Annotated in this window: 21 protein-coding genes; 14 read left to right on the top strand and 7 right to left on the bottom strand. The window is 63.7% G+C overall.

The window, feature by feature from the left end:
• Positions 1-19: 19 nt before the first annotated feature.
• Positions 20-757, top strand: a complete 738-nt coding sequence (locus NKI46_RS12305; RefSeq protein WP_050593122.1) for a class I SAM-dependent methyltransferase — start codon at positions 20-22, stop codon at positions 755-757.
• Between the two features lie 347 nt (positions 758-1,104).
• On the opposite strand, the gene NKI46_RS12300 is transcribed toward NKI46_RS12305, so the two are convergent.
• On the bottom strand, positions 1,105-1,836 hold the full coding sequence (locus tag NKI46_RS12300; RefSeq protein ID WP_023709202.1) for an HAD family hydrolase: 732 nt from the start codon (positions 1,834-1,836) through the stop codon (positions 1,105-1,107).
• On the bottom strand, positions 1,833-3,476 hold the full coding sequence (gene pgi / locus NKI46_RS12295; protein WP_502896811.1) for a glucose-6-phosphate isomerase: 1,644 nt from the start codon (positions 3,474-3,476) through the stop codon (positions 1,833-1,835). The genes NKI46_RS12300 and pgi overlap by 4 nt, the downstream gene beginning before the upstream one ends.
• A 427-nt stretch (positions 3,477-3,903) precedes the next feature.
• On the opposite strand from pgi, the gene pdxR reads away from it, so the two are divergent.
• Entirely contained in the window at positions 3,904-5,397 is a 1,494-nt protein-coding gene (pdxR, locus tag NKI46_RS12290; protein WP_023669484.1) for a MocR-like pyridoxine biosynthesis transcription factor PdxR, read from the top strand.
• Positions 5,398-5,604: 207 nt separating this feature from the next.
• On the top strand, positions 5,605-7,209 hold the full coding sequence (locus NKI46_RS12285; protein WP_023696769.1) for a trimethylamine methyltransferase family protein: 1,605 nt from the start codon (positions 5,605-5,607) through the stop codon (positions 7,207-7,209).
• 17 nt (positions 7,210-7,226) lie between these two features.
• Here the strand turns inward: NKI46_RS12285 and NKI46_RS12280 are convergent, their stop codons facing one another.
• On the bottom strand, positions 7,227-7,625 hold the full coding sequence (locus NKI46_RS12280) for a hypothetical protein (RefSeq protein ID WP_023696770.1): 399 nt from the start codon (positions 7,623-7,625) through the stop codon (positions 7,227-7,229).
• A gap of 139 nt (positions 7,626-7,764) precedes the next feature.
• The gene (locus NKI46_RS12275; protein ID WP_352746400.1) at positions 7,765-9,570 is read right to left on the bottom strand and encodes an IlvD/Edd family dehydratase; all 1,806 of its coding nucleotides are present in this window, start codon (positions 9,568-9,570) and stop codon (positions 7,765-7,767) included.
• A gap of 143 nt (positions 9,571-9,713) precedes the next feature.
• Here NKI46_RS12275 and NKI46_RS12270 point away from each other — a divergent pair, with 143 nt between their 5' ends.
• Positions 9,714-10,172 (top strand): SRPBCC family protein, encoded by a 459-nt coding sequence (locus NKI46_RS12270; protein ID WP_352746397.1) that lies wholly within the window; start codon positions 9,714-9,716, stop codon positions 10,170-10,172.
• A gap of 159 nt (positions 10,173-10,331) precedes the next feature.
• Here the strand turns inward: NKI46_RS12270 and NKI46_RS12265 are convergent, their stop codons facing one another.
• The 3 genes from NKI46_RS12265 to NKI46_RS12255 all read right to left on the bottom strand — a co-directional run bounded on the left by NKI46_RS12265 (position 10,332) and on the right by NKI46_RS12255 (position 13,249).
• Positions 10,332-11,522 (bottom strand): Mrp/NBP35 family ATP-binding protein, encoded by a 1,191-nt coding sequence (locus tag NKI46_RS12265; RefSeq protein WP_352518548.1) that lies wholly within the window; start codon positions 11,520-11,522, stop codon positions 10,332-10,334.
• Positions 11,523-11,599: 77 nt separating this feature from the next.
• Positions 11,600-12,604, bottom strand: coding sequence for an inorganic phosphate transporter (locus tag NKI46_RS12260; RefSeq protein ID WP_352746393.1), 1,005 nt, complete (start codon positions 12,602-12,604; stop codon positions 11,600-11,602).
• Positions 12,605-12,607: 3 nt separating this feature from the next.
• Complete coding sequence (locus NKI46_RS12255) at positions 12,608-13,249, bottom strand: DUF47 domain-containing protein (protein WP_023673429.1); 642 nt, start codon at positions 13,247-13,249, stop codon at positions 12,608-12,610.
• Positions 13,250-13,407: 158 nt separating this feature from the next.
• Here NKI46_RS12255 and NKI46_RS12250 point away from each other — a divergent pair, with 158 nt between their 5' ends.
• From NKI46_RS12250 to NKI46_RS12205, 10 genes are all read left to right on the top strand, one after another.
• Positions 13,408-14,307 (top strand): LysR family transcriptional regulator, encoded by a 900-nt coding sequence (locus NKI46_RS12250; RefSeq protein ID WP_023688790.1) that lies wholly within the window; start codon positions 13,408-13,410, stop codon positions 14,305-14,307.
• 194 nt (positions 14,308-14,501) lie between these two features.
• Entirely contained in the window at positions 14,502-14,981 is a 480-nt protein-coding gene (locus tag NKI46_RS12245; RefSeq protein ID WP_023738147.1) for a formate dehydrogenase subunit gamma, read from the top strand.
• Positions 14,978-16,534 carry a formate dehydrogenase beta subunit gene (locus tag NKI46_RS12240; RefSeq protein ID WP_023673426.1) on the top strand — a complete coding sequence of 519 codons (1,557 nt, stop codon included), beginning with the start codon at positions 14,978-14,980 and terminating at the stop codon, positions 16,532-16,534. Before NKI46_RS12245 ends, NKI46_RS12240 begins: the two co-directional genes overlap by 4 nt.
• Positions 16,535-16,544: 10 nt before the next feature.
• Complete coding sequence (fdhF, locus tag NKI46_RS12235; RefSeq protein ID WP_352746389.1) at positions 16,545-19,457, top strand: formate dehydrogenase subunit alpha; 2,913 nt, start codon at positions 16,545-16,547, stop codon at positions 19,455-19,457.
• A gap of 343 nt (positions 19,458-19,800) precedes the next feature.
• Positions 19,801-20,631: a formate dehydrogenase accessory sulfurtransferase FdhD gene (fdhD, locus tag NKI46_RS12230; protein ID WP_352746387.1), complete on the top strand. Its 831-nt coding sequence runs from the start codon at positions 19,801-19,803 to the stop codon at positions 20,629-20,631.
• Positions 20,621-20,935 (top strand): formate dehydrogenase subunit delta, encoded by a 315-nt coding sequence (locus tag NKI46_RS12225; protein WP_023688796.1) that lies wholly within the window; start codon positions 20,621-20,623, stop codon positions 20,933-20,935. The genes fdhD and NKI46_RS12225 overlap by 11 nt, the downstream gene beginning before the upstream one ends.
• A 134-nt stretch (positions 20,936-21,069) precedes the next feature.
• Positions 21,070-22,623 carry an alpha/beta fold hydrolase gene (locus tag NKI46_RS12220; RefSeq protein WP_023673422.1) on the top strand — a complete coding sequence of 518 codons (1,554 nt, stop codon included), beginning with the start codon at positions 21,070-21,072 and terminating at the stop codon, positions 22,621-22,623.
• A 110-nt stretch (positions 22,624-22,733) separates the two neighbouring features.
• On the top strand, positions 22,734-23,213 hold the full coding sequence (locus NKI46_RS12215) for a carboxymuconolactone decarboxylase family protein (protein ID WP_023688798.1): 480 nt from the start codon (positions 22,734-22,736) through the stop codon (positions 23,211-23,213).
• A 76-nt stretch (positions 23,214-23,289) separates the two neighbouring features.
• Complete coding sequence (locus tag NKI46_RS12210) at positions 23,290-23,652, top strand: nuclear transport factor 2 family protein (RefSeq protein WP_352746385.1); 363 nt, start codon at positions 23,290-23,292, stop codon at positions 23,650-23,652.
• 55 nt (positions 23,653-23,707) lie between these two features.
• Complete coding sequence (locus NKI46_RS12205; protein WP_023738143.1) at positions 23,708-24,022, top strand: hypothetical protein; 315 nt, start codon at positions 23,708-23,710, stop codon at positions 24,020-24,022.
• Positions 24,023-24,047 lie beyond the last annotated feature (25 nt).

Here is a 24,047-nt window from a genome sequence, read left to right as displayed (position 1 = left end):
CGAGCCTGGCGACGGCGGGATGGCGGACGATAGTCGGCGTGCCGATGCAGTAGTGTTCATCAGGGCGAACCTGCGGCTTGCGCCTGTTCCAGCACTTCCTGAAATCCAACTCTACACGGCTCATCCCGGCAGCGGCCTGAGGCGGCTTGTCGACCCGCACCAAGGCGCGGACGACGATGCGGTTGAGCCAGTCGACGACGCGCCTCAGCCACCGCCGCCCTACTGGGCCTATCCATGGGCCGGCGGGGCGGTGCTTGCGCGCTATATACTCGACCATCCGCAAAGCGTAGCCGGCCGACGCGTGCTCGATCTCGGCGCCGGCTCCGGCCTCGTCGGCATCGCCGCCGCCAAGGCCGGCGCCAGCGCGGTGATCGCGGCGGAGATCGACCGCAACGGCGTCGCCGCGATCGGCCTCAACGCGTTGGCCAACGGCGTCGAGATCACCATTGTCGACAAGGACATCACCACAGGCCCGCCGCCGGCCGTCGACCTCGTGCTTGCCGGCGACGTGTTCTACGGCCGCGAGGTTGCGATACGAGTTATTCCGTTCCTCGACCGCTGCCTGGCAGCCGGCATCGAAGTGCTGGTCGGCGACCCCCGCCGCGCCGATCTGCCGCTGTCGCGGCTTCGGTTGGTTGCGGAATATCAAGTGCCGGACTTCGGTGACGCGAAGGGCGCTGCGGGCAGGCTGAGCGGTGTGTTTTGGTTCGAGCCGGAAGATTTGCTAGCGCGACGCGGCAAAGCCCAGTCGCTCTGAATGGCCGGATTCTACTCATTGTGGACAAACCTCAAGGGGCAGAAAATAGATTCGATTAGCCGTTGATAGGAGAAGTCGAATGGCGTGGATTAAAGTTGTTCAACGTATCGGTTTCACAGTTTGCCCAAAGTGCGAAAATCGCGGCTTCGACCTTCAGCCGGGCGAAGACATCGATAACGCAAGCGCCAAGATCAGGTGCGGCAAATGCGGGTACGTTTGCTCTGCTGATGAGTGGCCCACTGTGTCCGAAAACAAACCAGAAGCTCCATAGTTTTCATGGGCTGCTTCGCCCAACGCGGCCATTGGCGGGAAATCTCGAGTCGAATTGAGTTTGCCCCAGGCCCCCTTCAGACCGTCTCCTTGACCCGCGCCGAGAGAAAGTCTGGCAAATCGGCGACCGAATCCAAAACGACATCGGCGATCGCCGACAGCGATTCACGCGTGCCGGTGCCGGAGAGCACGCCGACCGCCAGGCCGCAGCCGCCAGCACGCGCCATCTCCAGGTCGTGGCGGTTGTCGCCGACCATGGCGATCTCGGACGCCTTCAACCCGGTCAGGTCGCAAAAGGCGACGATCGTGTCCGGCGCCGGTTTCGGATTGGCGACCGCGTCATAGCCATAGGCGGCGGTGAACAGCTGGGCGACGCCGAGCGTGACCATGGTCTTTTCGGCACCGGCAGTCGAATCGTTGGTGGCGACGCCGAGCCGGTAGGATCGCTTGTGCAGAGCCGTCAGCGCCGCGACGATGCCGGGCAGGGCCACCGCCATCGATGAGCCTTGCACCGAGGTGATCTCGTTGAAGCGGGCGACGGCCAGCATCTGGTCCTCGTCGGACAGGCGCGGGAACCATAGTTCGACGACATCCATGTTGGTGCCCGAGGCGAAGATGGAATCCGGCTTGAAACGCTTGGCGACAAAATCGAAGCCCGCCGCCGAAAGCAGCCTGTCGGCTTTCCAGCGATCGCCCTCGGCGGCGTCCATGGCCATGAAATCGGCGATGCCGAGCCAGGTCGCGTTGAAATCGACAAGCGTGCCGTCCTTGTCGAACAAGATGCCCTTGATGTCGGCCGGATTTTTCATTGAGCCCCCCGCAGTTGCTGGATGCGCGCCACCAGCCCGGCCGTCGATGCGTCGCGCTTGTCGGCGCTCTCCTTGCCTTCCACGACTGGCAACAGGCCGGTCGCCAGCTCCTTGCCGAGCTCGACGCCCCATTGGTCGAAGGAATTGATGTTGAACAGAGTGCCTTCGACGAAGACGCGGTGCTCGTAAAGCGCGATCAGCCGGCCGAAGGTGCGCGGGTCGAGCTTGCGGTAGAGGATCGTCACCGACGGGCGGTTGCCGGAGAAGACACGGTGCGGGGCTATTCTGTCGACATCGGCCGGCTTCATGCCCTTGGCCAGCATCTGCGCGCGCGCCTCGTCCAGCGTGCGGCCCTTCATCAACGCTTCCGATTGGGCCAAGCAATTGGCAAGCAGTAGATCGTGCTGGTGCTTGAGATCAGGCTCATGGCCGACGGCAGCGGCAAGGAACTCGACCGGGATGAAATCGGTGCCCTGGTGCAGCAGCTGGAAGAAGGCGTGCTGGCCATTGGTGCCGGGCTCGCCCCAGACCAGCGGTCCGGTCGGCGTCGTCACCGGCGTGCCGTCGAGGGTGACGCCCTTGCCGTTCGATTCCATGTCGAGCTGCTGCAGATAGGCCGGCAGCCTGGAAAGGCGCTGGTCATAAGGGATGACCGCACGCGCCGGATAACCGCAGATCACGCGATGCCACCAGCCGACCAGCCCCAGCAGCGCCGGCAGGTTCTTCTGCAGGGGTGCGGTGCGGAAGTGCTCGTCCATCTCATGCGCGCCATCGAGGAAGGCGCGGAAGTTGCGCGGGCCGATGGCGATCATCACCGGCAGGCCGATGGCGCCCCACAGCGAATAGCGGCCGCCGACCCAGTCCCAGAAGCCGAACACGCGATCGGCCTCAATCCCAAATTTCGCCACCAGGTCGAGCGCGGTCGAGACGGCGGCGAATTGCTTGCCGACTGCTTCCTTGCCGAGCGCCTTCTGCACCCATTCGCGCGCCGTCTCGGCATTGGTCATCGTCTCGACCGTGGTGAAGGTCTTGGAGGCGATGATGAACAGAGTGGTTTCGGCCGACAGGCCCTTCAGCGTGTCGTGGATATGGGCGCCGTCGATGTTGGAGACGTAGTGCGCGCGCGGGCCGTCGTGATAGGGCGCCAGCGCCAGCGTCGCCATGGCCGGGCCGAGATCGGAGCCGCCAATGCCGATGTTGACGATGTCGGTGATTTTCTTGCCGGTGGCGCCGGCGGCCTTGCCGGAGCGAATGGCATCGGCGAAAGCGCCCATGGCGTCGAGCACGGACAGCACATCCGCCTTGACGTCCTGGCCATCGACCGTGACGCCCTTGCCCGAGAGGTTCCGTAGCGCCGTGTGCAGCACGGCGCGATCCTCGGTGATGTTGATCTTCTTGCCGGAAAACATTGCGGCCCGGCGACCTTCGAGATCGGCGGCGGCGGCGAGCTTCTCGAGCAGTTCCATCGTGCGCTGGTCGACCGCGCATTTCGACCAGTCGAGCAAAAGGTCGCCGTCGCTGGCCGAAAATGTCTCGAAGCGCTTGGGGTCCGCGGCAAACGCCTCGCGCATCGTGCCCGATGCCGCCGCGCGCGCAGCACGCAAGGCGACAAGCTGTTTGTCGAAGGAGGAATGATCCACTGCCGGCTCCTGATCGTTTTTCACGACATCTTATCAGACCGGATGTTTCCGGCGCGTGTCGTCGCGCTGATCTTATTGAGCCGAATTCCCCATGTTTCAATGCGTGGGGATGACGCAGTGCAGCATAGTGCGATGTGATGGAGCTACGACGCTGCGCGTCGCGCTGGATGATGTGATGGGAGTAGCGACGACGCTGCGCGTCGCGCTGGGGATAGTGAGGCGCGACGACGCTTCGCGTCGCGCGGGCGTCCGCGCTGCGGGATGACGCAAGCGTCACCCGGGGATGCGACGACGCTGCGCGTCGCGCATAGATCACTGGCATAAATCCCAGCGATCAGAAAAATTGATTGGCGCAACCCCTTGTGCCACGGTTACCTTCCGCTGGTCCAGCCAAGCAAAAAAGACTGGCCATCGAGGAACACCTTCCATGCCACAGCGTAACGACACGGCCATATGGTCCGGCCTGTTCCGGATTTCGGCGGAATCGGGCCAGACCCTGCAGGCGCAGATCCGTCAGGCGATCGTCGCCGCCATTCTCGACCGGCAGATCGCCGCTTCGATGCCGCTTCCGTCCTGCCGCATCCTGGCTGAAAAACTCGGCGTCGCACGCGGCACTGTGGTGCTGGCGTTCCAGCAATTGGTCGACCAAGGTTTCCTGGTGGCGCGCGAACGGCGCGGCCATTTCGTCAATCCGGATGTGCTGGCCACCCCCGCCAAGCCGCACCAGAAGGCGCCGGACCAGCAAAACGAGATCGACTGGAAGGCACGCCGGCAGATCGCTGCCAGCGACATGCCGCCGCCGGCCAAGCACGACAACTGGATCAAGTCGTCCTACCCCTTCGTCTACGGCCAGTTCGACCCGGCATTGTTCCCGACCGCCGAATGGCGTGAGTGCAATCGCATGGCGCTGGCCGTGCTTGAGATCCGCAACTGGGCCTCGGACATGGTCGACCGCGACGATCCGCTCTTGATCGAGCAGATCCAGGCGCGGCTGTTGCCGCGGCGCGGCATCTTCGCCAATCCGGACGAGATCATCGTCACGCTCGGCGCCCAGAACGCGCTCTATATGCTGGCGACACTGCTGATGACAAAGGGCTCCAAGGTCGCGATGGAAGACCCGGGATACCCCGACGCGCGCTCGATCTTCCGCCTGGCAGGCGCCGAAATCCAGCCGGTTCCGGTCGATCAGTCCGGCATCGTCACCTCGTCCATCCCCAACGATTCCGGCTTTGTCTTCGTCACCCCCAGCCACCATTGCCCGACCATGGTGCCGCTGTCGGCAGAGCGGCGGCAGGACCTTCTGGCGCGCGCCAACCGCCACAACCAGATCATCATCGAGGACGGCTATGACAGCCAGCTTCTCGACGAGGCGCCGCAGCAGGCGCTGAAGAGCCTCGATCGCTCGGGTCGCGTCGTCTATGTCGGCTCGATGTCGAAGACGCTGGCTCCGGGCCTGCGGCTTGGCTACATCGTCGCTTCGGCTGGACTAATCTCCGAGCTCAGGGCGCTGCGCCGCTTCATGCTCAGGCACCCGCCGGCCAACAATCAGCGCGCGGTAGCGCTGTTCCTGTCGCTCGGCCATCACGAGGCGCTGGTGCGGCGGCTGTCGTCGGCCTTCGACGAGCGGCGCAAGCGTCTGGTCCATGCGATTTCCGCATTCCTGCCGGAATGGCGCTCGACCGATTCAGCCGGCGGCACATCGCTCTGGCTGGAAGGCCCGCGCGGCACCGATTCACGTGGACTGGCCGAGGCCGCGGCCTCGCGCAGCGTCATCATCGAGCCGGGCGACCGCTTCTTCGATCGCACCGAAAAGCCGTCGCGTTTCATGCGCTTGGGCATTTCCTCGATCGCACTGCAGCACATCGAGCCGGGTATTCGCGAGCTCGCGACTGCAGCCGGACGCAGGCCCGCGGCAGCCTGATTTGCCTGTGCCGGAGCTTTGAACAGCCCCGGCCCTTGGCGTGATCACCAACATTCTGCATTAGCTCTCTGGCATACTCGGCTGCGTTGACTGGCCCATAGGCTGGGCCAATGGCAACGGCATAGTCGGCTGACAGAGGGACGAAGCAAGCCGACGGTGGACCAATCATCGCGTCGTGTTTCGCAAGCTAAAGGTGGAGTGCCCCCCATGTCAGTGGCTGTTGAGAAGCAGGATGCGGCTCCTAAAGATGCATCAGCCGACCAGCGTTCGCGCCGATCCGGCGGGCGCGAAGCGCGCCGCGCCATGCGGGCCGCACCGCTTGCCGACGATATCCGGCCGGTGCGCGCCGGCCTCGAAGGCGGCAGCTACGGGCCGCTCAACCAGAACGACCAGGAGCGCATCCATGAAGCGGTGCTGACGCTGCTGGAGACCGTCGGCTTCGCCAATGCCATTCCCTCCTGCATCGAGGCGCTGACCGGGGTCGGCGCCGTCTATGGCGATGACGGCCGCGTCCGTTTCCCACGTGGGCTTGTGATGGACACGATCAGACGAGCCGCGCGGAATTTTACGCTGCACGGCCAGGACCCGAGGCATGACATGCTGATCCAGGGCAAGCGCGTGCATTACGGCACGGCGGGTGCGGCGGTGCATCTGGTCGATGCCGAAAAGCGCGAATACCGCGAGTCGCTGGTGCAGGACATTTATGATGCCGCTCGCCTCGTCGAAGGGCTCGACAACATCCATTTCTTCCAGCGGCCGATGGTGCCGCGCGACATTCCCGATCCGCTCGAAATGGACTTCAACACGCTCTACGCCTGCGTGATGGGCACGTCTAAGCATGTCGGCACCTCGTTCACGGTGCGCGAGAACGTGCAGCCGGCGCTGGAAATGCTTTATGCGATCGCCGGCGGCGAAGAGAACTTTCGCGCGCGGCCGTTCGTATCCAATTCCAACTGCTTCGTCGTGCCGCCGATGAAATTCGCTGAGGACGCCTGCGGCGTGCTCGAAGCCTGCGTCGAAGGCGGCATTCCGATCCTGCTTCTATCGGCCGGCCAGGCCGGCGCCACCGCTCCGGCGGCAATTGCCGGCGCTGTGGTGCAAGCGGTGGCCGAAGTGCTGGTCGGCCTCATCTACGTCAACGCCATCAAGCCCGGGCATCCGGCGATCTTCGGCACCTGGCCGTTCGTCTCCGACCTCAGGACCGGCGCCATGTCGGGCGGCTCGGCCGAGCAGGCAGTGTTGACTTCGGCCTGTGCGCAGATGGCGCAGTTCTACGATCTGCCGGGCGGTTCGGCCGCCGGCATGACGGATTCGAAACTGCCCGACATCCAGTCCGGCTATGAAAAGGGCATCACCGATGTGATGGCCGGTCTTGCCGGCCTCAACTTGGTCTACGAATCGGCGGGTATGCATGCCTCGCTGCTCGGCTTTTGCCTGGAGAGCCTGATCATCGACAATGACATGCTGGGCCACTGCCTGCGCTGCGTGCGCGGCATCGAAGTGACCGACGAAGCGCTGTCGATCGACACCATCACCGAAGTCTGCATGAATGGCCCAGGCCACTATCTCGGCAATGAGCAGACGCTGCGCCTGATGCAGACGGAGTATTTCTATCCTGCCGTCGGCGACCGCTTTTCGCCCAAGGAATGGAACGAGAAGGGCCGGCCCGACATCTTGCAGCGGGCGATCATCGAAAAGAAGCGCGTGCTGGCCGAGCGCTTCCCGCGCCATGTGCCGAAGCTGCTCGACGACAAATTGCGTGCCCGCTTCGGCGAGATGATCAAGCTGCCACGCAGCGGCATGGGCGGGTAAGCTTCACCTTACGAAGGTCAGTCCGCACTTAGCCCAAAGCGCTCGACGACTTCGGCGCTGATCAGCTTGCCATGCAGCGCCATCAACACGATCTGGGCATCCAGGCTGTCGCCGGTTTCAAGCGCAGCCTCGATGCGGCGCTCAGCCTCCAGCCGCCGCTCCGGCCCATTGGCCTGCTCGAAGGTTTGTGGGCCCGCGATGCAAAAGCCGAACAGCTGCGCCACGGACCGGTAGGCGTCGGGCGGCGGCTCGTCCGGCCAACGATCCTTCATCAAATTGACGATGGTGAGCTTTACCCCCTCGGGAACAATCGCCGGATGAAGATCGGCGCCGCGCAGCGCGTTGTCCAGTTCCCGCAAGTCACCCGAGCGGCCGAACATGCCGAGGAAACCGAGGGAAGAGCGCCGCTTCGTCATTGATGGGTGTTATCCCTCGTGCAGGACCTGTCAGACGACGTATCTGTAGACTTGGCCCAATCGATACAAGAGCGTTGCCATGAGAAAAGGCGGCCTACCCGATGGCAAGCCGCCTTCGATTTCACCAAACTTGCAACGCTTAGTGGTTGTCCCTCGGCACGCCGCTGGTATGGGCGACGTCCTGGTATTTCACCGCCGGCTTCAGCACCATGCCCTCCGAGAACTGGTCGACCATGGAGCGCTGGATTTCCTGCCATGGCGTCTGGTGCTTGGGATAGTGATAGCCGCCATCGTCCTGCAGTTCGGCACGGCGGCGCGTGATTTCCTCGTCGGAGACGAGGATGTTGGCAGTGCCTTTCCGTAAATCGATGCGCACACGGTCGCCTGTCTTGAGCAGCGCCAGGCCGCCGCCAATGGCGGCTTCGGGCGAAGCGTTGAGGATAGAGGGCGAGCCCGACGTGCCCGACTGGCGGCCATCGCCGATGCAGGCCAACGCGTGAATTCCCTTCTTGATGAGATAGGCTGGCGGTTGCATGTTGACGACCTCGGCGCCGCCGGGATAGCCGATCGGGCCGGCGCCGCGCATGAACAGGATGGTGTGCTCGTCGATGCCTTGCGCCGGATCGTCGATGCGGGCGTGGTAGTCCTCGGGACCATCGAAGACCATGGCATTGCCCTCGAAGGCTTCCGGGTCGTTCGGGTTGGAGAGATAGCGTTCGCGAAATTCCGGCGAGATGCCGCTCATCTTCATGATTGCGGAATCGAACAGATTGCCCGTGAAGTTGATGAAGCCGGCATTGGCCTTCAGCGGCTCGGCGACGGTGCGGATGACGTCGGTGTTCTCGTTGGCGACATCCTTGCAATTGTCTCCGATCGTCTTGCCGTTGACCGTCATGGCTTCGGGATAAGGCAGCAGCTTGGCCTTCATCAGTTCGGCCACCACAGCCGGCACGCCGCCGGCATGGTGATAGTCTTCGCCGAGATATTCGCCCGATGGCTGCAGATTGACGATGAGCGGCACATGGAGGCCGACCGTCTGCCAGTCGTCATTGGTGAGTGGCACGCCGAGATGGCGGGCAATCGCGTTGAGGTGGATCGGCGCGTTGGTCGAGCCGCCTATCGCCGAATTGACGACAATGGCGTTCTCGAAGGCCTTGCGCGTCATGATGTCGGACGGCTTCAGATCCTCATGCACCATCTCGACGATGCGCTTGCCCGTCTCATAGGAGATCTGGCCGCGCTCGCGATAGGGTGCGGGAATGGCGGCCGAGCCCGGCAATTGCATGCCGAGCGCCTCGGCCAGCGAGTTCATCGTGGTGGCGGTGCCCATGGTGTTGCAATAGCCGGTCGACGGCGCCGATGAGGCGACGATGTCCATGAACTCGTCATAGTCGATCTCGCCGGCCGAGAGGCGCTGGCGCGATTCCCAGACGATGGTGCCCGATCCCGTGCGCTTGCCCTTGTGCCAGCCATTGAGCATCGGTCCGACCGAAAGTGCTATGGCCGGAATATTGACGGTGGCCACCGCCATCAGCAGCGCCGGCGTGGTTTTGTCGCAGCCGATGGTCAGCACGACGCCGTCGAGCGGATAGCCGTAGAGCACTTCGACTAGGCCGAGATAGGCAAGGTTGCGGTCGAGTGCCGCGGTCGGACGCTTGCCGGTCTCCTGGATCGGATGGCACGGGAATTCGAAGGGGATGCCGCCCATCGAGACGATGCCTTCGCGCACGCGCTTGGCGAGCTCGATATGGTGGCGGTTGCATGGCGACAGATCCGAGCCGGTCTGGGCGATGCCGATCAGCGGCTTGCCCGACATCAGCTCGGCCCGCGTCAGGCCATAGTTCAGGTAGCGCTCGAGGTAGAGCGCGGTCATGCCTGGATTGTCGGGATTGTCGAACCACTCCTGCGAGCGAAATTTCTTCTTTCCGGTGGGGGCGCCTGCCATCATGGTCTCCGTATTTGTAAGACAAATCGATATGGCAACGCGCGGAAGCAGGCAAGAGGGCGCACCGTCGCAACCGGACTTTGGTGCGATAGACACAGACCAGACCGTGCGTTAGGCCTTCGAAGTCTGTCCGGGAGGTGTCGATGGCTTTGGTGATCGAAGGCGAGGAACGCATTGCCGCCCCCCTGCAGAAAGTGTGGGAAGCGCTGAACGATCCGAAGGTTTTGCAGGCGACCATTCCCGGTTGCCAGAACCTGGAGATGAAATCGCCGACCGAAATGGCGGCGACGGTGGTCCTGAAGATCGGACCGATCAAGGCGACATTCAACGGCGAGGTGACGCTGAAGAACCTGAAGCCGCCGCACTCCTACACCATCCAGGGCGAGGGCAAGGGCGGTATTGCCGGCTTCGCCAAGGGTGGCGCCGACGTGACGCTGACGGCGGACGGGCCGGATGGGACAGTCCTCAAATACGCGGCCAAAGCCGAAGTCGGCGGCAAGATCGCCCAACTCGGCAGCCGGCTGATCGAATCGACTTCGAAGAAGCTGGCCGGGCAGTTCTTTTCAAGCTTTGGCGAGAAGGTGGGCTCCCCTCCCCCTTGAGGGGAGGGTGCCTCGCGAAGCGAGGCGGGTGGGGTCGCCTCAACTGCCTCAACCTGAGTTGAGCTGCCTCTACTTGTAAAGAAATAGCGTCGAGCGTGTCACCGCGGACCCCACCCGGCCCTTCGGGCCACCCTCCCTCAAGGGGGAGGGATATCCGAGCTACTCGAACACGATGTTCGGCACCGCCGCTTCGGCCGCGCCGCGTTCTTCGTTGACCCGGTCCCAGACCTTCGAAGCAATATCGCGGTAAATCTTCGCCTCGGGGCCGTCGGGCTTCGACGCCACCACGGGCGAGCCTTCATCAGAACTTTCGCGAATGCCCATTTCCAGCGGCACTTCGCCGAGGAAGGTTACGCCGAGTCGCTCGGCCTCGCGCCGCGCCCCGCCATGGCCAAAGATGTCGTAGCGCTTGCCGGTATCGGGTGCTATGAAATAGCTCATGTTCTCGACGATGCCGAGCAGCGGCACGTCGACCTTCTTGAACATATTCAATCCCTTGCGGGCGTCGATCAGCGCCAGGTCCTGCGGCGTCGAGACGATGACGGCGCCGGCCAGGGGCACCTGCTGGGCCATAGTCAGCTGCGCGTCGCCGGTGCCGGGCGGCATGTCGACGACGAGCACGTCGAGGCGGCCCCATTCGACCTCGCGCAGCATCTGCGTCAGCGCCGACATCACCATCGGACCGCGCCAGATCATCGGCGTCTCCTCGTCGACGAGGAAGCCCATCGACATCACCTTAAGGCCGTAATTCTCCATCGGTTTCAGGATCTTGCCGTCGACGGTCTGCGGCCGGCCATGGATGTTGAGCAGCCTGGGCATGGACGGCCCATAAATATCGGCATCGAGCACGCCGACACGCAAACCGTTGGCGGCGAGGCCAAGCGCGATGTTGACAGCGGTGGTCGACTTGCCGACGCCGCCCTTGCCGGACGCCACCGCGATGATCGCCTCGATGCCGGGCACGCCGCGCTTGCCCGAGCTTTGCGAGGCCGGGGCGTGCGGGGCTGGAGAGTGTGGAGCCGGGCGCGGCGCGGCTGGCGCAGCCGGCGGTGCGGGCCTGGGCGCGGGACGCGACGCAACCGGAGCCTCCATGCCGCCGCCCTTCTTCTCCGCCGTCAGCGCGACGACGGCGCCGGCGACACCAGGGATCGCCTTGACGACACGCTCGGCTGCGGCGCGCAGCGGCTCCATCTCCTGTGCGCGGGCGGCGGGAACGGTGATCGAGAAAAACACTTTCGAATCGGCGATGAAAATCTCCGAAACCATGCCGAGGTCGACGATGTTGCCGGTGAAGTCCGGCCCGTTGACCGTCTTCAGACGCTCGGTGACGATTTCCTTGGTGACGGACATGCATTATTCCCTAAGGCGTTTGGCTGCGGCTCAGATAGTGCAGATTGGCAGCGACTCCAAGCACCACGGTGTCCGCCTCACCTTGCCAGGCCAACCGCAAGGTAGGTGAGCGCCGAAATTGCAGCCGTGGCCGGCAAGGTGACGATCCAGGCGATGACGATGTTGCCGGCAATGCCCCAGCGCACGGCAGAGACGCGACGGGCAGCGCCGACACCGATGATGGCCCCGGTGATCGTATGGGTGGTCGACACGGGGACGCCAAGCCAGGTGGCGGCAAACAGGGTGATGGCGCCGCCGGTCTCGGCGCAGAAGCCCTGCATCGGGTTCAACCGGGTGATCTTCGAGCCCATCGTGTGGACGATGCGCCAGCCGCCGAACAAAGTGCCGAGCGCCAGTGCTGTCTGACAGGTGAGGACGACCCACAGCGGCACGTAGAACGTCCCGCCGAGCATACCTTGCGAATAGAGCAGCACGGCGATGATGCCCATGGTTTTCTGGGCGTCGTTGCCGCCGTGCCCTAGCGAATAAAGCGAGGCCGAAAAGAACTGCATGACGCGGAAAGTGCTGTCGACGGCGAACGGTGTCTGGCGCACGAACAGCCAGGAAACGGCCAGGATCAGGACCAGCGCCAGAACAAACCCTGTCGCCGGCGACACGACGATTGCGGCGACCGTCTTGCCAAGCCCGGTCCAGACGATGGCGCCGGGCCCAGCCTTTGCAACGCCGGCGCCGACGAGCCCGCCGATCAGGGCATGCGAACTGCTGGACGGGATGCCGGCAATCCAGGTGACGATGTTCCAGACGATGGCGCCGACGAGCGCCGAGAAGATCACCGCCGGCGTGACGATGCTGACGTCGACGATACCTTTTCCCAAGGTTTCAGCCACGTGAAGGCCGAAGAACATGAAGGCGATGAAATTGAAGAAAGCCGCCCACAGGACCGCATATTGTGGTCTCAGCACGCGGGTGGAGACGATGGTGGCGATGGAGTTCGCCGCATCGTGCAGGCCGTTGAGAAAATCGAAAAACAGCGCGACGGCGACAAGGCCGATCAGCACGGGAAAGGCGATGGTGGCTTCCATTGCCTAAACGTTCTCGATGACGATGCCGCTGATCTCGTTGGCGACGTCCTCAAAGCGGTCGACCACCTTCTCCAGCTGGCCGTAGATCTCCGAGCCGATCAGGTAGGCCATCGGATCGCTGCGGCCATGCCGCTTGAACAGGTCCTTCAATCCCTGCTCATGCAGATCGTCGGCGCGGCTTTCGACGCGCATGACCTCTTCGGCGATGGCGTTGAGGCGTACCGTGTGCGTGCCGACCTTGCTGAGCAGCGGGATCGCTTCGGCAACCAGCCTGGAGGCGGCAACGATGACGCCGCCCATCTCCTGCATCAGCGGGTCGAATTCCTTCTTTTCGAACAGCTTCACCGTCTTGACGGTCTTGTGCATCATGTCGATGGCGTCATCCATTGACTGGATCAGGTCCTTGATGTCGCCGCGATCGAAAGGCGTGATGAAGGAACGCCGCACCGCCAGCAGGACTTCGGCCGTGATATGATCGGCCTCGTCCTCGAGATCGATGATCTTCTGGCACCAGCGATCGATGTCCTTGCCCTGCAGAAGCTGCTCCAGCGCCTCGGCGCCGCCGACCACCGTGCGGGAATGCCGTTCAAATAGGTCGAAGAAGCGATCTTCGCGCGGCAAAAGCTTGCGGAACCAGCCCAGCATGTCCGATCTCCTCGTATTCCATCCAACCACATAGCGCCGTGTTCGGCCGGGGGAAACAGCCAGCCGGCCCAAAGATGTGGATGCATGGCCAATTGCGGGTAGAGCTTGCGGCGAAAGGCAATTTCCCCGACCTTGCGCGCAACGAACGGACGGATGGGATGATCGACAAGCTCGAATTCTTCATCGCGCTGGCCAAGGAGGAGCATTTCGGCCGGGCGGCGGAAGCGTGCGGCGTCACGCAGCCGACCTTGTCGGCCGGGATCAAGCAGCTGGAGGGCCAGCTCGGCGTCATGCTGGTCAATCGCGGTTCGCGCTTTCAGGGGCTGACGCCGGAAGGCAAGCAGGTGCTGGTGTGGGCGCGTCGCATCGTCGGCGATTCCAGGACCATGCGCGAAGAGATGCGGGCGGCGCGACATGGCCTGTCCGGGCGTATCCGTATTGCCGCCATCCCAACCGCCCTCGCCATGGTGGCGCGGCTTACGACGCCATTTCGCGAGAAGCATCCGGGCGTCACCTTCTCTATCCTGTCGCGCACCTCGATCGAGGTGTTGTCGCTGCTCGGCAATTTCGACGTCGATGCCGGCATCACCTATCTCGACAACGAGCCTCTCGGACGGGTGACCAGCGTGCCGCTCTATGACGAGCGCTACCAGCTGATCACGGCGGTCGGAAATCCCTATTCGGATCGCGACAAAGTGACATGGGCCGAAATCAGCCAGCTGCCGCTCTGCTTGTTGACGCCGGACATGCAGAACCGCCGCATCATCGACCAGCATCTGGCCGAGGCCGGCGTGCAGGTGCGGCCGACACTGGAATCCAACTCGATGATCGTGCTGTTCTCCCACATACGGACAGGCAAATGGTCGTCGATCATGCCGCTCAACCTGGCGGAAACATTCGGTTTTTCCGAACCGATCCGGGCCATTCCGATCGTCGAACCGGATGCCAGCCACACTGTCGGGCTGGTCGCCGCGCCGCGCGAACCGCACACGCCGCTGGTGCAGGCGCTGCTGGACGAGGCGATGGCGCTGGCAGACGATTTCCGCGCCAATCGCTGAGCTAGTCATAACTGGTCAATCGGCGCGATAGAAATTTTCTATCGTGCAACGAAACCGCTTTATTGATTTCAGAGGTTTTCTCTGATTTCTTAAGCACTTAGCGATTAAGCGGCGTAGGCATGTCGTTGTTCCAAAACTGCTTCATGCTTTTGGACGATTATATGCATCGGTCGCTACGATAGGGAGGGCGCTGCGTGACGATGCAGCCTGCAAGTACCGAGATACAGTCGCGCACGGCGGCGATCATCCAGGAGTTGAAGGGCCTCGAAGGCCCCCTGCTGCCGATCCTGCACGAGATCCAGGAAGAATTTGGCCACGTGCCGCAGGACGCCGTGCCCGTCATCGCCGATGGGCTGAACCTGTCGAGGGCCGAAGTGCATGGCGTCGTGACCTTCTATCATGATTTCCGTGCCCGGCCGGCTGGCCGGCATGTGCTCAAGCTTTGCCAGGCGGAAGCCTGCCAGTCGATGGGTTCGGATGCGATCGCCGCAAAGGTCAAGCAGTTGCTCGGCATCGATTTCCATGAGACCACCCGCGACGGATCGGTTACGCTTGAGCCTGTCTATTGCCTCGGGCTGTGCGCCTGTTCACCGTCGGCGATGCTGGATGGTGAGGTGATCGGGCGGCTCGATGACGAGAAGATCGAAGAGATCGTCGCGGAGGTACGCTCATGATCCCGCGCATCTACATTCCAGGTGACTCCGGCGCGCTGGCGCTCGGCGCCGAAAAAGTCGCCAAGGCTGTTCGTGCGGAACTGGCCGAACGGGGTGTCGAGGCCAAGATCGTCCGCAACGGCTCGCGCGGCGCCTATTTCCTCGAACCGATGGTCGAGGTCGCGACCGAAAAGGGCCGCGTCGCTTACGGGCCGGTCAAGCCATCGGACGTCAAGAGCCTGTTCGACAGCGGCTTTCTCACCGGCGGGCATCACAAGCGCTGGCTGGGCGCGCCCGACAAAATCCCGTTCCTGGCCAAGCAGACGCGCCTGACCTTTGCGCGTTGCGGCATCAACGACCCGCTATCGCTCGATGCCTACAAGTCACTGGGCGGGCTCAAGGGCCTGCAGAACGCGGTGGCCATGGCGCCGCTCGACATCGTCAAACAGGTCACGGAATCGGGCTTGCGCGGCCGAGGCGGCGCCGGCTTCCCGACCGGCATCAAGTGGAAGACGGTGCTCGATACGACATCTGACCGCAAATACATCGTCTGCAATGCCGACGAGGGCGACAGCGCCACCTTTGCCGACCGCATGATTATGGAGGGCGACCCCTTCGTGCTCATCGAAGGCATGACGATTGCCGGCATCGCCACCGGCGCGACCAAGGGGTTCGTCTATATCCGCTCGGAATATCCGCATGCGGTGGCTGTCATGAACAAGGCTGTCGAGGTCGCCCGCAAGGCAGGCGTGCTCGGCGTCAGCGTGCTGGGTTCGCCCAACGCCTTCGACATGGAAATCCGCGTCGGCGCCGGCGCCTATGTCTGCGGCGAGGAAACTTCGCTGCTGAACAGCCTTGAAGGCAAGCGCGGCGTGGTGCGAGCCAAGCCACCGCTGCCGGCAATCCAGGGTCTGTTCGGCAAGCCGACGGTGATCAACAACGTCATCAGCCTGGCCTCCGTGCCCATCATCATGGACAAGGGTGCTGCCTTCTACAAGGATTTCGGCATGGGCCGCTCGCGCGGCACGATCCCGATACAGATCGCCGGCAACGTCAAGTTCGGCGGCCTGTTCGAGGCGGCGTTCGGCATGACGCTGGGCGAGATCGTCGACGATATCGGCGGCGGTACGGCCACTGGTCGCCCGGTGAAGGCGGTGCAGGTCGGCGGCCCGCTCGGCGCCTATTTCCCGCGCGGCCTGTTCGACACGCCGTTCGACTACGAAGAGTTCGCGAAGCGCGACGGACTGATCGGCCATGCCGGCATCACCGTGTTCGACGACACGGCCGACATGCTGAAGCAGGCGCGCTTTGCCATGGAGTTCTGCGCCATCGAAAGCTGCGGCAAGTGCACGCCCTGCCGCATCGGCTCGATACGCGGGGTGGAGACCATCGACCGGCTTGCCGCCGGCATCGAGCCGGAGAAGAACCTGGCACTGGTCACCGATCTCTGCAACACGATGAAGTTCGGATCGCTCTGCGCGCTGGGCGGCTTCACGCCCTATCCGGTGATGAGCTCGATCACCCATTTCCCCGAAGATTTCAAGCCCGCGCCGGCGCGCGTGGCTGCTGAATAGGTGCTGGCAGATGAATATCAAGGCCGACTTCCCGACACTCATCGAAGAACTCGATTACGGAACCCCGGAATCGAAGGCGCAAAAGCAGGTTACGCTGATCGTCGACGGCCGCAGCATCAGCGTGCCGGAGGGTACGTCGATCATGCGCGCGGCGATGGAAGGCGGGGTCGAGATCCCAAAACTCTGTGCCACGGACATGCTGGACTCGTTCGGCTCCTGCCGCGTCTGCCTGGTCGAGATCGACGGGCGCGGCGGCACGCCGGCATCCTGCACGACGCCCGTCGGCGAAGGCATGGTGGTGCGCACGCAATCCGAGCGGCTCGACGCCATCCGCCGCGGTGTCATGGAGCTTTACGTCTCCGACCACCCGACCGGCTGGAACGAGAAGGCCGGTACCGGGGCCAGCGAGTTCGACGTTGTGGCGAAGTCTGTCGGCCTGACCGAGAACCGCTTCGGCATCGAGGGCCGCAACCACGTCAAGCAGGAAAACGGCGTCGCGCCCGGCCATGGCTCGCTGGCGGTCGACTACATCGCCCGCGATGAGTCCAACCCCTATTTCACCTATGATCCGGCGCAATGTATCGTGTGCTCGCGCTGCGTGCGGGCCTGCGAAGAGGTGCAAGGCACCTTCGCGCTGACGATCGAGGGCCGCGGTTTCGAATCGCGCATGGTCGCCGGCATGCACGAGGATTTTATCGCCTCCGAATGCGTATCCTGCGGCGCCTGCGTGCAGGCCTGTCCGACCGATGCGCTGCGTGAAAAGACCGTGCTTGAGAAAGGCATGCCCGAGCGTTCCGCTGTCACCACCTGCGCCTATTGCGGCGTCGGCTGCTCGTTCAAGGCAGAAGTGAAGGACGACGAAGTCATTCGCATGATGCCCTACAAGGACGGCAAGGCGAACCACGGCCACTCCTGCGTGAAGGGCCGTTTCGCCTATGGCTATGCCACCCACAAGGACCGCATCCTGTCGCCTATGATCCGGGAAAAGGTCAGCGATCCCTGGCGCGAAGTGAGTTGGGAAGAGGCCATCGCCCATACGGCCAAGGAATTCCGCCGTATCCAGTATCAATACGGCCGCACCTCGATCGGCGGTATCACGTCCTCGCGCTGCACGAATGAAGAGACCTATCTGGTGCAGAAGCTGGTGCGCCAAGGCTTCCGCAACAACAATGTCGACACCTGCGCCCGCGTCTGCCACTCGCCGACCGGCTACGGCCTCGGCCAGACCTATGGCACCTCGGCCGGCACGCAGGATTTCGATTCCGTCGACTTCACCGATGTCGCCGTCATCATCGGCGCCAATCCGGCTTCCGCCCACCCGGTGTTCGCCTCGCGGCTGAAGAAGCGGCTGCGCCAGGGCGCCAAGCTGATCGTGCTCGATCCGCGCCGCACCGAAATGGTCAAGTCGGCGCATATCGAGGCCGACTATCACCTGCCGCTGAAGCCGGGCACCAACGTGGCGGTGCTGACGGCGCTGGCGCATGTCATCGTTACCGAAGGGCTTTTCGACGAAGCCTTCATCCGCGATCGCTGCGACTGGGCGGAGTTCCAGGATTGGGCTTCTTTCGTCGCCTTGCCGGAAAACAGCCCCGAAATCGTGGGCAAGCTGTCCGGCGTCGATCCCGAACTGATCCGAGGTGCTGCACGGCTCTATGCCAAGGGCGGCAATGGCGCGATTTATTACGGCCTCGGCGTGACCGAACACAGCCAGGGTTCGACCACGGTTATGGCTATCGCCAACCTTGCCATGGCGACCGGCAATATCGGCCGCCCGGGCGTCGGGGTGAATCCGCTGCGCGGCCAGAACAACGTGCAGGGTTCCTGCGACATGGGCTCGTTCCCGCATGAACTGCCGGGCTACCGCCACATCTCCGGCGAGGCGGTGCGCGACATCTATGAGACGTTGTGGGGGGTGAAGCTCGACGACGAACCGGGCCTGCGCATCCCAAACATGCTGGATGCCGCCGTCGACGGATCCTTCAAGGGCATCTACATCCAGGGCGAGGACATCCTGCAATCCGACCCTGATACCAAGCATGTCGCGGCCGGCCTGGCGGCGATGGAATGCGTCGTCGTGCACGACCTGTTCCTCAACGAGACAGCTAACTACGCGCATGTCTTCCTGCCGGGCTCGACCTTCCTGGAAAAGGACGGCACCTTCACCAATGCCGAGCGCCGCATCAACATGGTGCGCAAGGTGCTGGAGCCGAAGGCGCGCTATGCCGACTGGGAAGCGACACAGGAGCTTGCCCGTGCGATCGGGCTGGACTGGAACTATCAGCATCCCTCCGAGATCATGGACGAGGTTGCAAAAACGACGCCGAGCTTCGCCGGCGTGTCCTTCGAGCTGCTCGACCGTGTCGGATCCGTGCAATGGCCCTGCAACGAGAAGGCGCCGCTCGGCACACCGATCATGCATATGGATGGCTTCGTGCGTGGCAAGGGCAAGTTCATCCGCACTGAATATGTCGCGACCGACGAGCGGACCGGGCCGCGTTTCCCGTTGCTGCTGACCACCGGCCGCATTCTCAGCCAGTACAATGTCGGTGCACAGACAAGGCGCACCGAAAACGTCATGTGGCACTCGGAAGATCGGTTGGAGATCCATCCGCACGACGCCGAGAACCGCGGCCTGCGCGATGGCGACTGGGTGCGGCTGACCAGCCGTTCGGGCGAGACGACGCTGCGTGCGCTGATCACCGACCGGGTGGCGCCGGGCGTGGTCTACACCACCTTCCACCATCCGGACACGCAGGCCAACGTCATCACCACCGACTTCTCCGACTGGGCGACCAATTGTCCGGAGTACAAGGTGACCGCAGTGCAGGTCGGCGCGTCGAACGGACCTTCGGACTGGCAGCGCGACTATAACGAGCAGGCCGAGCAGAGCCGTCGCATCGCTCCGCTACAGGCGGCGGAGTAGTCTTGCCACGGCGTTCGACAATGAGAGCTTCAATCTTGACGGTTGGTCGACCCCCACTCCGTCAGGAAGGAGAGCTTAAGCCGCCTGGCGCCTTTCCTCTCCCTCCGGAGGGGGGAGAGGTGGCGCCGCGAAGCGGCGACGGAGTGGGGGAAGCCGGCCCCGCAACACGCAGCCGTCGAAAGTCGCGCACAACCCAAAGAGCAGGCAAACCGGCCTATCTGGCGAGCAGTCGACCCCCACTCCGTCAAGCTTCGCTTGCCTCTCCCCCGATCGACGGGGGAGAGGAAAGGCGCGAGCCTCCACAGCTACTGCTAAGGACGAACAGGGCAGAGGGGCGCGCCTCGTGACCCGAAAACGCCAAGCCACCACCCAAATCTCTCGCCTTGCCCACCGCGCCAGCGGCACTGCGGCGGCCAACCGCATGGTGCCGGAGGAGACGCCGGTGGCGTTCTCGTTTGCCGGCACCACACATGCGGTGATGATGGCGAGCCCCGCCGATTTCGAGGATTTTGCGCTCGGCTTCTCGCTGACCGAAGGCATCATCGCGTTGCCTGACGAGATAGAGGCGATCGAGGTCGAGGACCATGGCGCCGGGATCGATATCCAGATCCGGTTGAAGGACCAGGCCAATACGCGCTTCGAGGCGCGACGCAGGCGATTGGCCGGTCCGGTCGGCTGTGGGCTATGCGGCATCGAATCGATCGAGGAAGCGATGCGCTCGGTCGACAAGGTTGGTGCGTCCAAGCTTACGCTTGAAGCTGACGACATCGTTCGCTCGGTCAAGCTTTTGTCGAAGGTGCAGCCGCTGCATTCGGAAACCGGTGCAGTTCATGCAGCGGGCTTCTACATCCCCGGCAAGGGCATAGTCATGGCGCGCGAGGATGTCGGCCGCCACAATGCGCTGGACAAACTGGCCGGCGCGCTGGCCAAGGCCGGCATTGACGGTGCATCGGGCGCGGTGGTGGTGACATCACGCGTCTCAGTGGAGATGGTGCAGAAAACGGCGGCGATCGGCTCCGCCTTCATCATCGCCGTGTCGGCGCCGACAGCCCTTGCCATCCGCACCGCCGAAGAGGCCGGCATGACGCTGGTGGCGCTGGTGCGCGGCGACGATTTCGATGTTTTCACCCACCCGGAACGGGTGGTCTTGGGAGTTGCCCAGCATGTCGCATGACGAAGAACACATCACGAGCACCGGGGAAAAGCTGGTGCGCATGGCCAACCAGATCGCCGCCTTCTTCCATTCAAGGCCCCGCGAGGAAGGTGTGGCGGGCGTGGCCGAGCACATCAACAAGTTCTGGGAGCCCAGGATGCGCCGGCAGTTCTTCGAGATGCTGGACAGCGGCGGCGAAGGTTTTGACGAACTCGTCGTCGTGGCCTCGGCCAGGATCAAGCGGCCGAAGACCGAGGAGCAGGCCGATGTGAGCATCGGCTACGTCCAACCCACGGGTGCAGAGAGCGCCGCTCCCCAGAAATAGCCTCCCCCAGAAATGGCGGGCGAACACGGTTCGCCGCGGGCTATATTCCTGTCTTCTAAAGTTTGGCTGCCGCATCCGCCGGGCGTCTGCTATGGTCGGCGATCAGAAATCGTCTGGCCGGACGGGATAGCAACGTGAGGCCGATCGAGACGCGATATGCCCTCAGCGGCGACGTGCGGATCGCCTATCAGGTGGTCGGCCAGGGATCGTTCGACCTGGTTTTCGTGCCCGGCTTCATCTCCAATCTCGACCTGCATTGGGAAGACGAGGGCTACGCCAGGCTCTTGAAACGGCTCTCGGCGTTCTCGCGGCTGATCCTGTTCGACAAGCGCGGCACCGGCCTGTCCGACCGCGTCGACCCACGCCACCTGCCCAGCCTCGAAACCCGCATGGACGATGTGCGCGCGGTGATGGATGCCACCGGCAGCGGCCGCGCGGCCTTGCTCGGCGCTTCGGAAGGCGCGCCGATGGCAATGTTGTTTGCCGCCACCTATCCGGAACGGACACGAGCGCTGGCGCTCTATGGCGGTTATGCGCATTTCCACAAATGGGTGATGTCGCCGGAGCGCCTCGAGGCCTTCATCGCGACGGCCGGCACGGAATGGGGCACGGGCGCCACACTGCCCAACTTCGCTCCCGGCCGGGTAGATGATGCGCATTTCACCCAGTGGTGGGCCCGCTTCGAGCGGCTGTCGGCCAGTCCGACGGCAGCGGCAGCCCTTGCCCGGATGAATGCCGGAATCGATGTGCGCGGCGTGCTTTCGGCGATCGGCGCACCGACCCTGCTCATCCATCGCCGCAACGACGCGCGGGTCGACCCGGACGCCAGCCGCTTCCTGGCGAAAGAGATCGCCAATGCGCGATTGGTCGAGGTCCCCGGGCGCGACCACCCGATATGGACCGGCGATGTCGACCGGGTGGCCGACCTGATCGAGGAATTCCTGACCGGCGAGCGTGCCGTGGCCGAAGCGGAGCGCGTGCTTGCCGCTCTTCTGGCGACACGCATCTACGACACGGCGCGGGTTGGCGACCGCATGTGGAGCGAACGTAGCGAGCGCTTCCAGGAGAGCTGGCAGCAGCTGGTCGGCCGTCATGGCGGACGCGTCGCCGGCATCCATGGCGAATTGATGATCTCGCGCTTCGACGGGCCGGCGCGGGCCATACGCTGCGCGGCGGCACTGCGCGATGCGGCGCAACATATGGGCATTGCAAGCGCCCAGGGCGCCCATGTCGGTGAGGTCGAAATGCGCGGGCCGCCGGTGGGGCTGATGGCACGGGTGACGATGCAGATCGCCGCCCATGCCGGGCGCGGCGATATTCTGGCGTCGCGGCTGGCCGCCGATCTGGCGGCGGGGTCCGGCCTGCATTTCATCGATGCCGGGCGTGTCACGGTGGATGAGCTGGACGAGCCGCTGGCGCTGGTCCAGGCAACGTCGGAACAGCACCTGGAGCCGGCCTGCCGCCCCAAGGCGAAACCCGCCGAGCCGGCTCAACTGACGGCGCGCGAAAGCGAGGTGGTGATCCTGATCGCCGACGGCAAGAGCAATGCCGCGATCGCCGCCGAGCTGAGGCTCAGCGAGCATACGGTCAAGCGTCATGTCGCCAACATATTGCTGAAGCTCGATTTGCCGTCACGGGCGGCGGCAGCGGCATTTTCCGCCAGGCAGGCTGGCCCGGACGGGCCATAGGGACCATGGCGCTTTCGGGCGAAGCGGCCAGGTGGGGTCGAGGCGTACCAATTCTCTCCATGCAGGCCAGGCGGATGTCGCCGGGAAAGGCACTGCGGATGGAGGATGCAATGCTGAAGTCAAACAGGTCGATCAAATCGCTGGTGATAGCGGCAGGCGTTGGCGCGCTGTTCACGATCGCTCCCGCCAGAGCCGAGGATGCCTCGGCGGCCGCCGCCTACAAGGACATCGAGGCGACGCTCGGCTCAGTGCCGGACATGTTCAAGACGCTGCCCGATGTCGCGGTTGCCGGCGCCTGGGCCGAGATCAAGGGTGTGCAGCTCAACCCCAAGACCGCGCTCGACGGCAAGACCAAGGAACTGCTGGGGCTGGCCGTCGCCTCGCAGATCCCCTGCCAGTACTGCATCTATTTCCACACCGAGGCCGCCAAGCTCAATGGCGCGACCGATGAGGAGATCAAGGAGGCGATCGCGATGGCGGCCATCGTGCGCCACTGGTCGACGATGCTCAACGGCAGCCAGGTCGATTTCGCGACCTTCAAACAACAGACCGACGGGGTGTTCGCAGCCGTCAAAGCCAAGTCGCAGTGAAAGAAAATGGCGGGCGGTGCGCCGGGCATTGCTTGTGATCATTCAACCGCCCGATCAACGGGCCATGGAGGAGAAGATGCTGACCAAGACGCAGAGCGTGGACGGCGCGGCGATCAAGAAAGCGATCGAAGGACGGGACGGCAGGATGCTCGCTAGCTTCTATGCCGACGACGCACTGGTGCGGGTGATCGACCGCAACAATCCGCCGAGCAAGCCGCGCGAGATCCGCGGCCGGGCGGCGATCAGCACCTTCTGGGACGACATCTGCAGCCGGGCGATGACCCACAAGGTCGACACCACCATCGCCGATGGCGACAATCTCGCCTTCACCCAGGCCTGCACCTATCCGGACGGAACGAAAGTGTTCTGCGCGGCGATGCTGGAGCTGAAGAATGGGCGGATTGCACGACAGACCGTCGTGCAGGCCTGGGACGAGTAGTTCCACCGCGGAAAGATCAACCGCGGTTTGGGCCGCAAAACTGGAGGAGACAAAAATGTTCAGCGCCAGATGGCAGATCGACGCCAAGTTCGGGCACAAGCAGACCGTGCTCGACCTGTTGAAGAAATGGGAACGCGAGATCGGCTCTCAGGTCGGCATTGCCGATCTCGAGTTCCAGATCATGACCGGTTCGGTCGGAGCTCGGGAAGCGACGGTCGAATCGCATCATCAGGTCGAAAGCCTTGCCCAGCTGGAGGGATTCTTCGCGAGGATCGGCAAGATCGACGCGCACGCCAAATGGGGCAAGGAGATGGAGCCCTACGTCGTTTCAGGCACCAGCCTTTGGAACATCTACCGCATCGTGGAGTAGCCGTGGCAGGTGCAGCAGTTTTCGG

It is taken from the genome of Mesorhizobium sp. M0615 (assembly GCF_040320805.1).
In the GTDB taxonomy this organism is placed as follows: domain Bacteria; phylum Pseudomonadota; class Alphaproteobacteria; order Rhizobiales; family Rhizobiaceae; genus Mesorhizobium.
The sequence above is the reverse complement of the archived record's forward strand: the minus strand, read 5'-3'. Positions and strand labels throughout refer to the sequence as shown.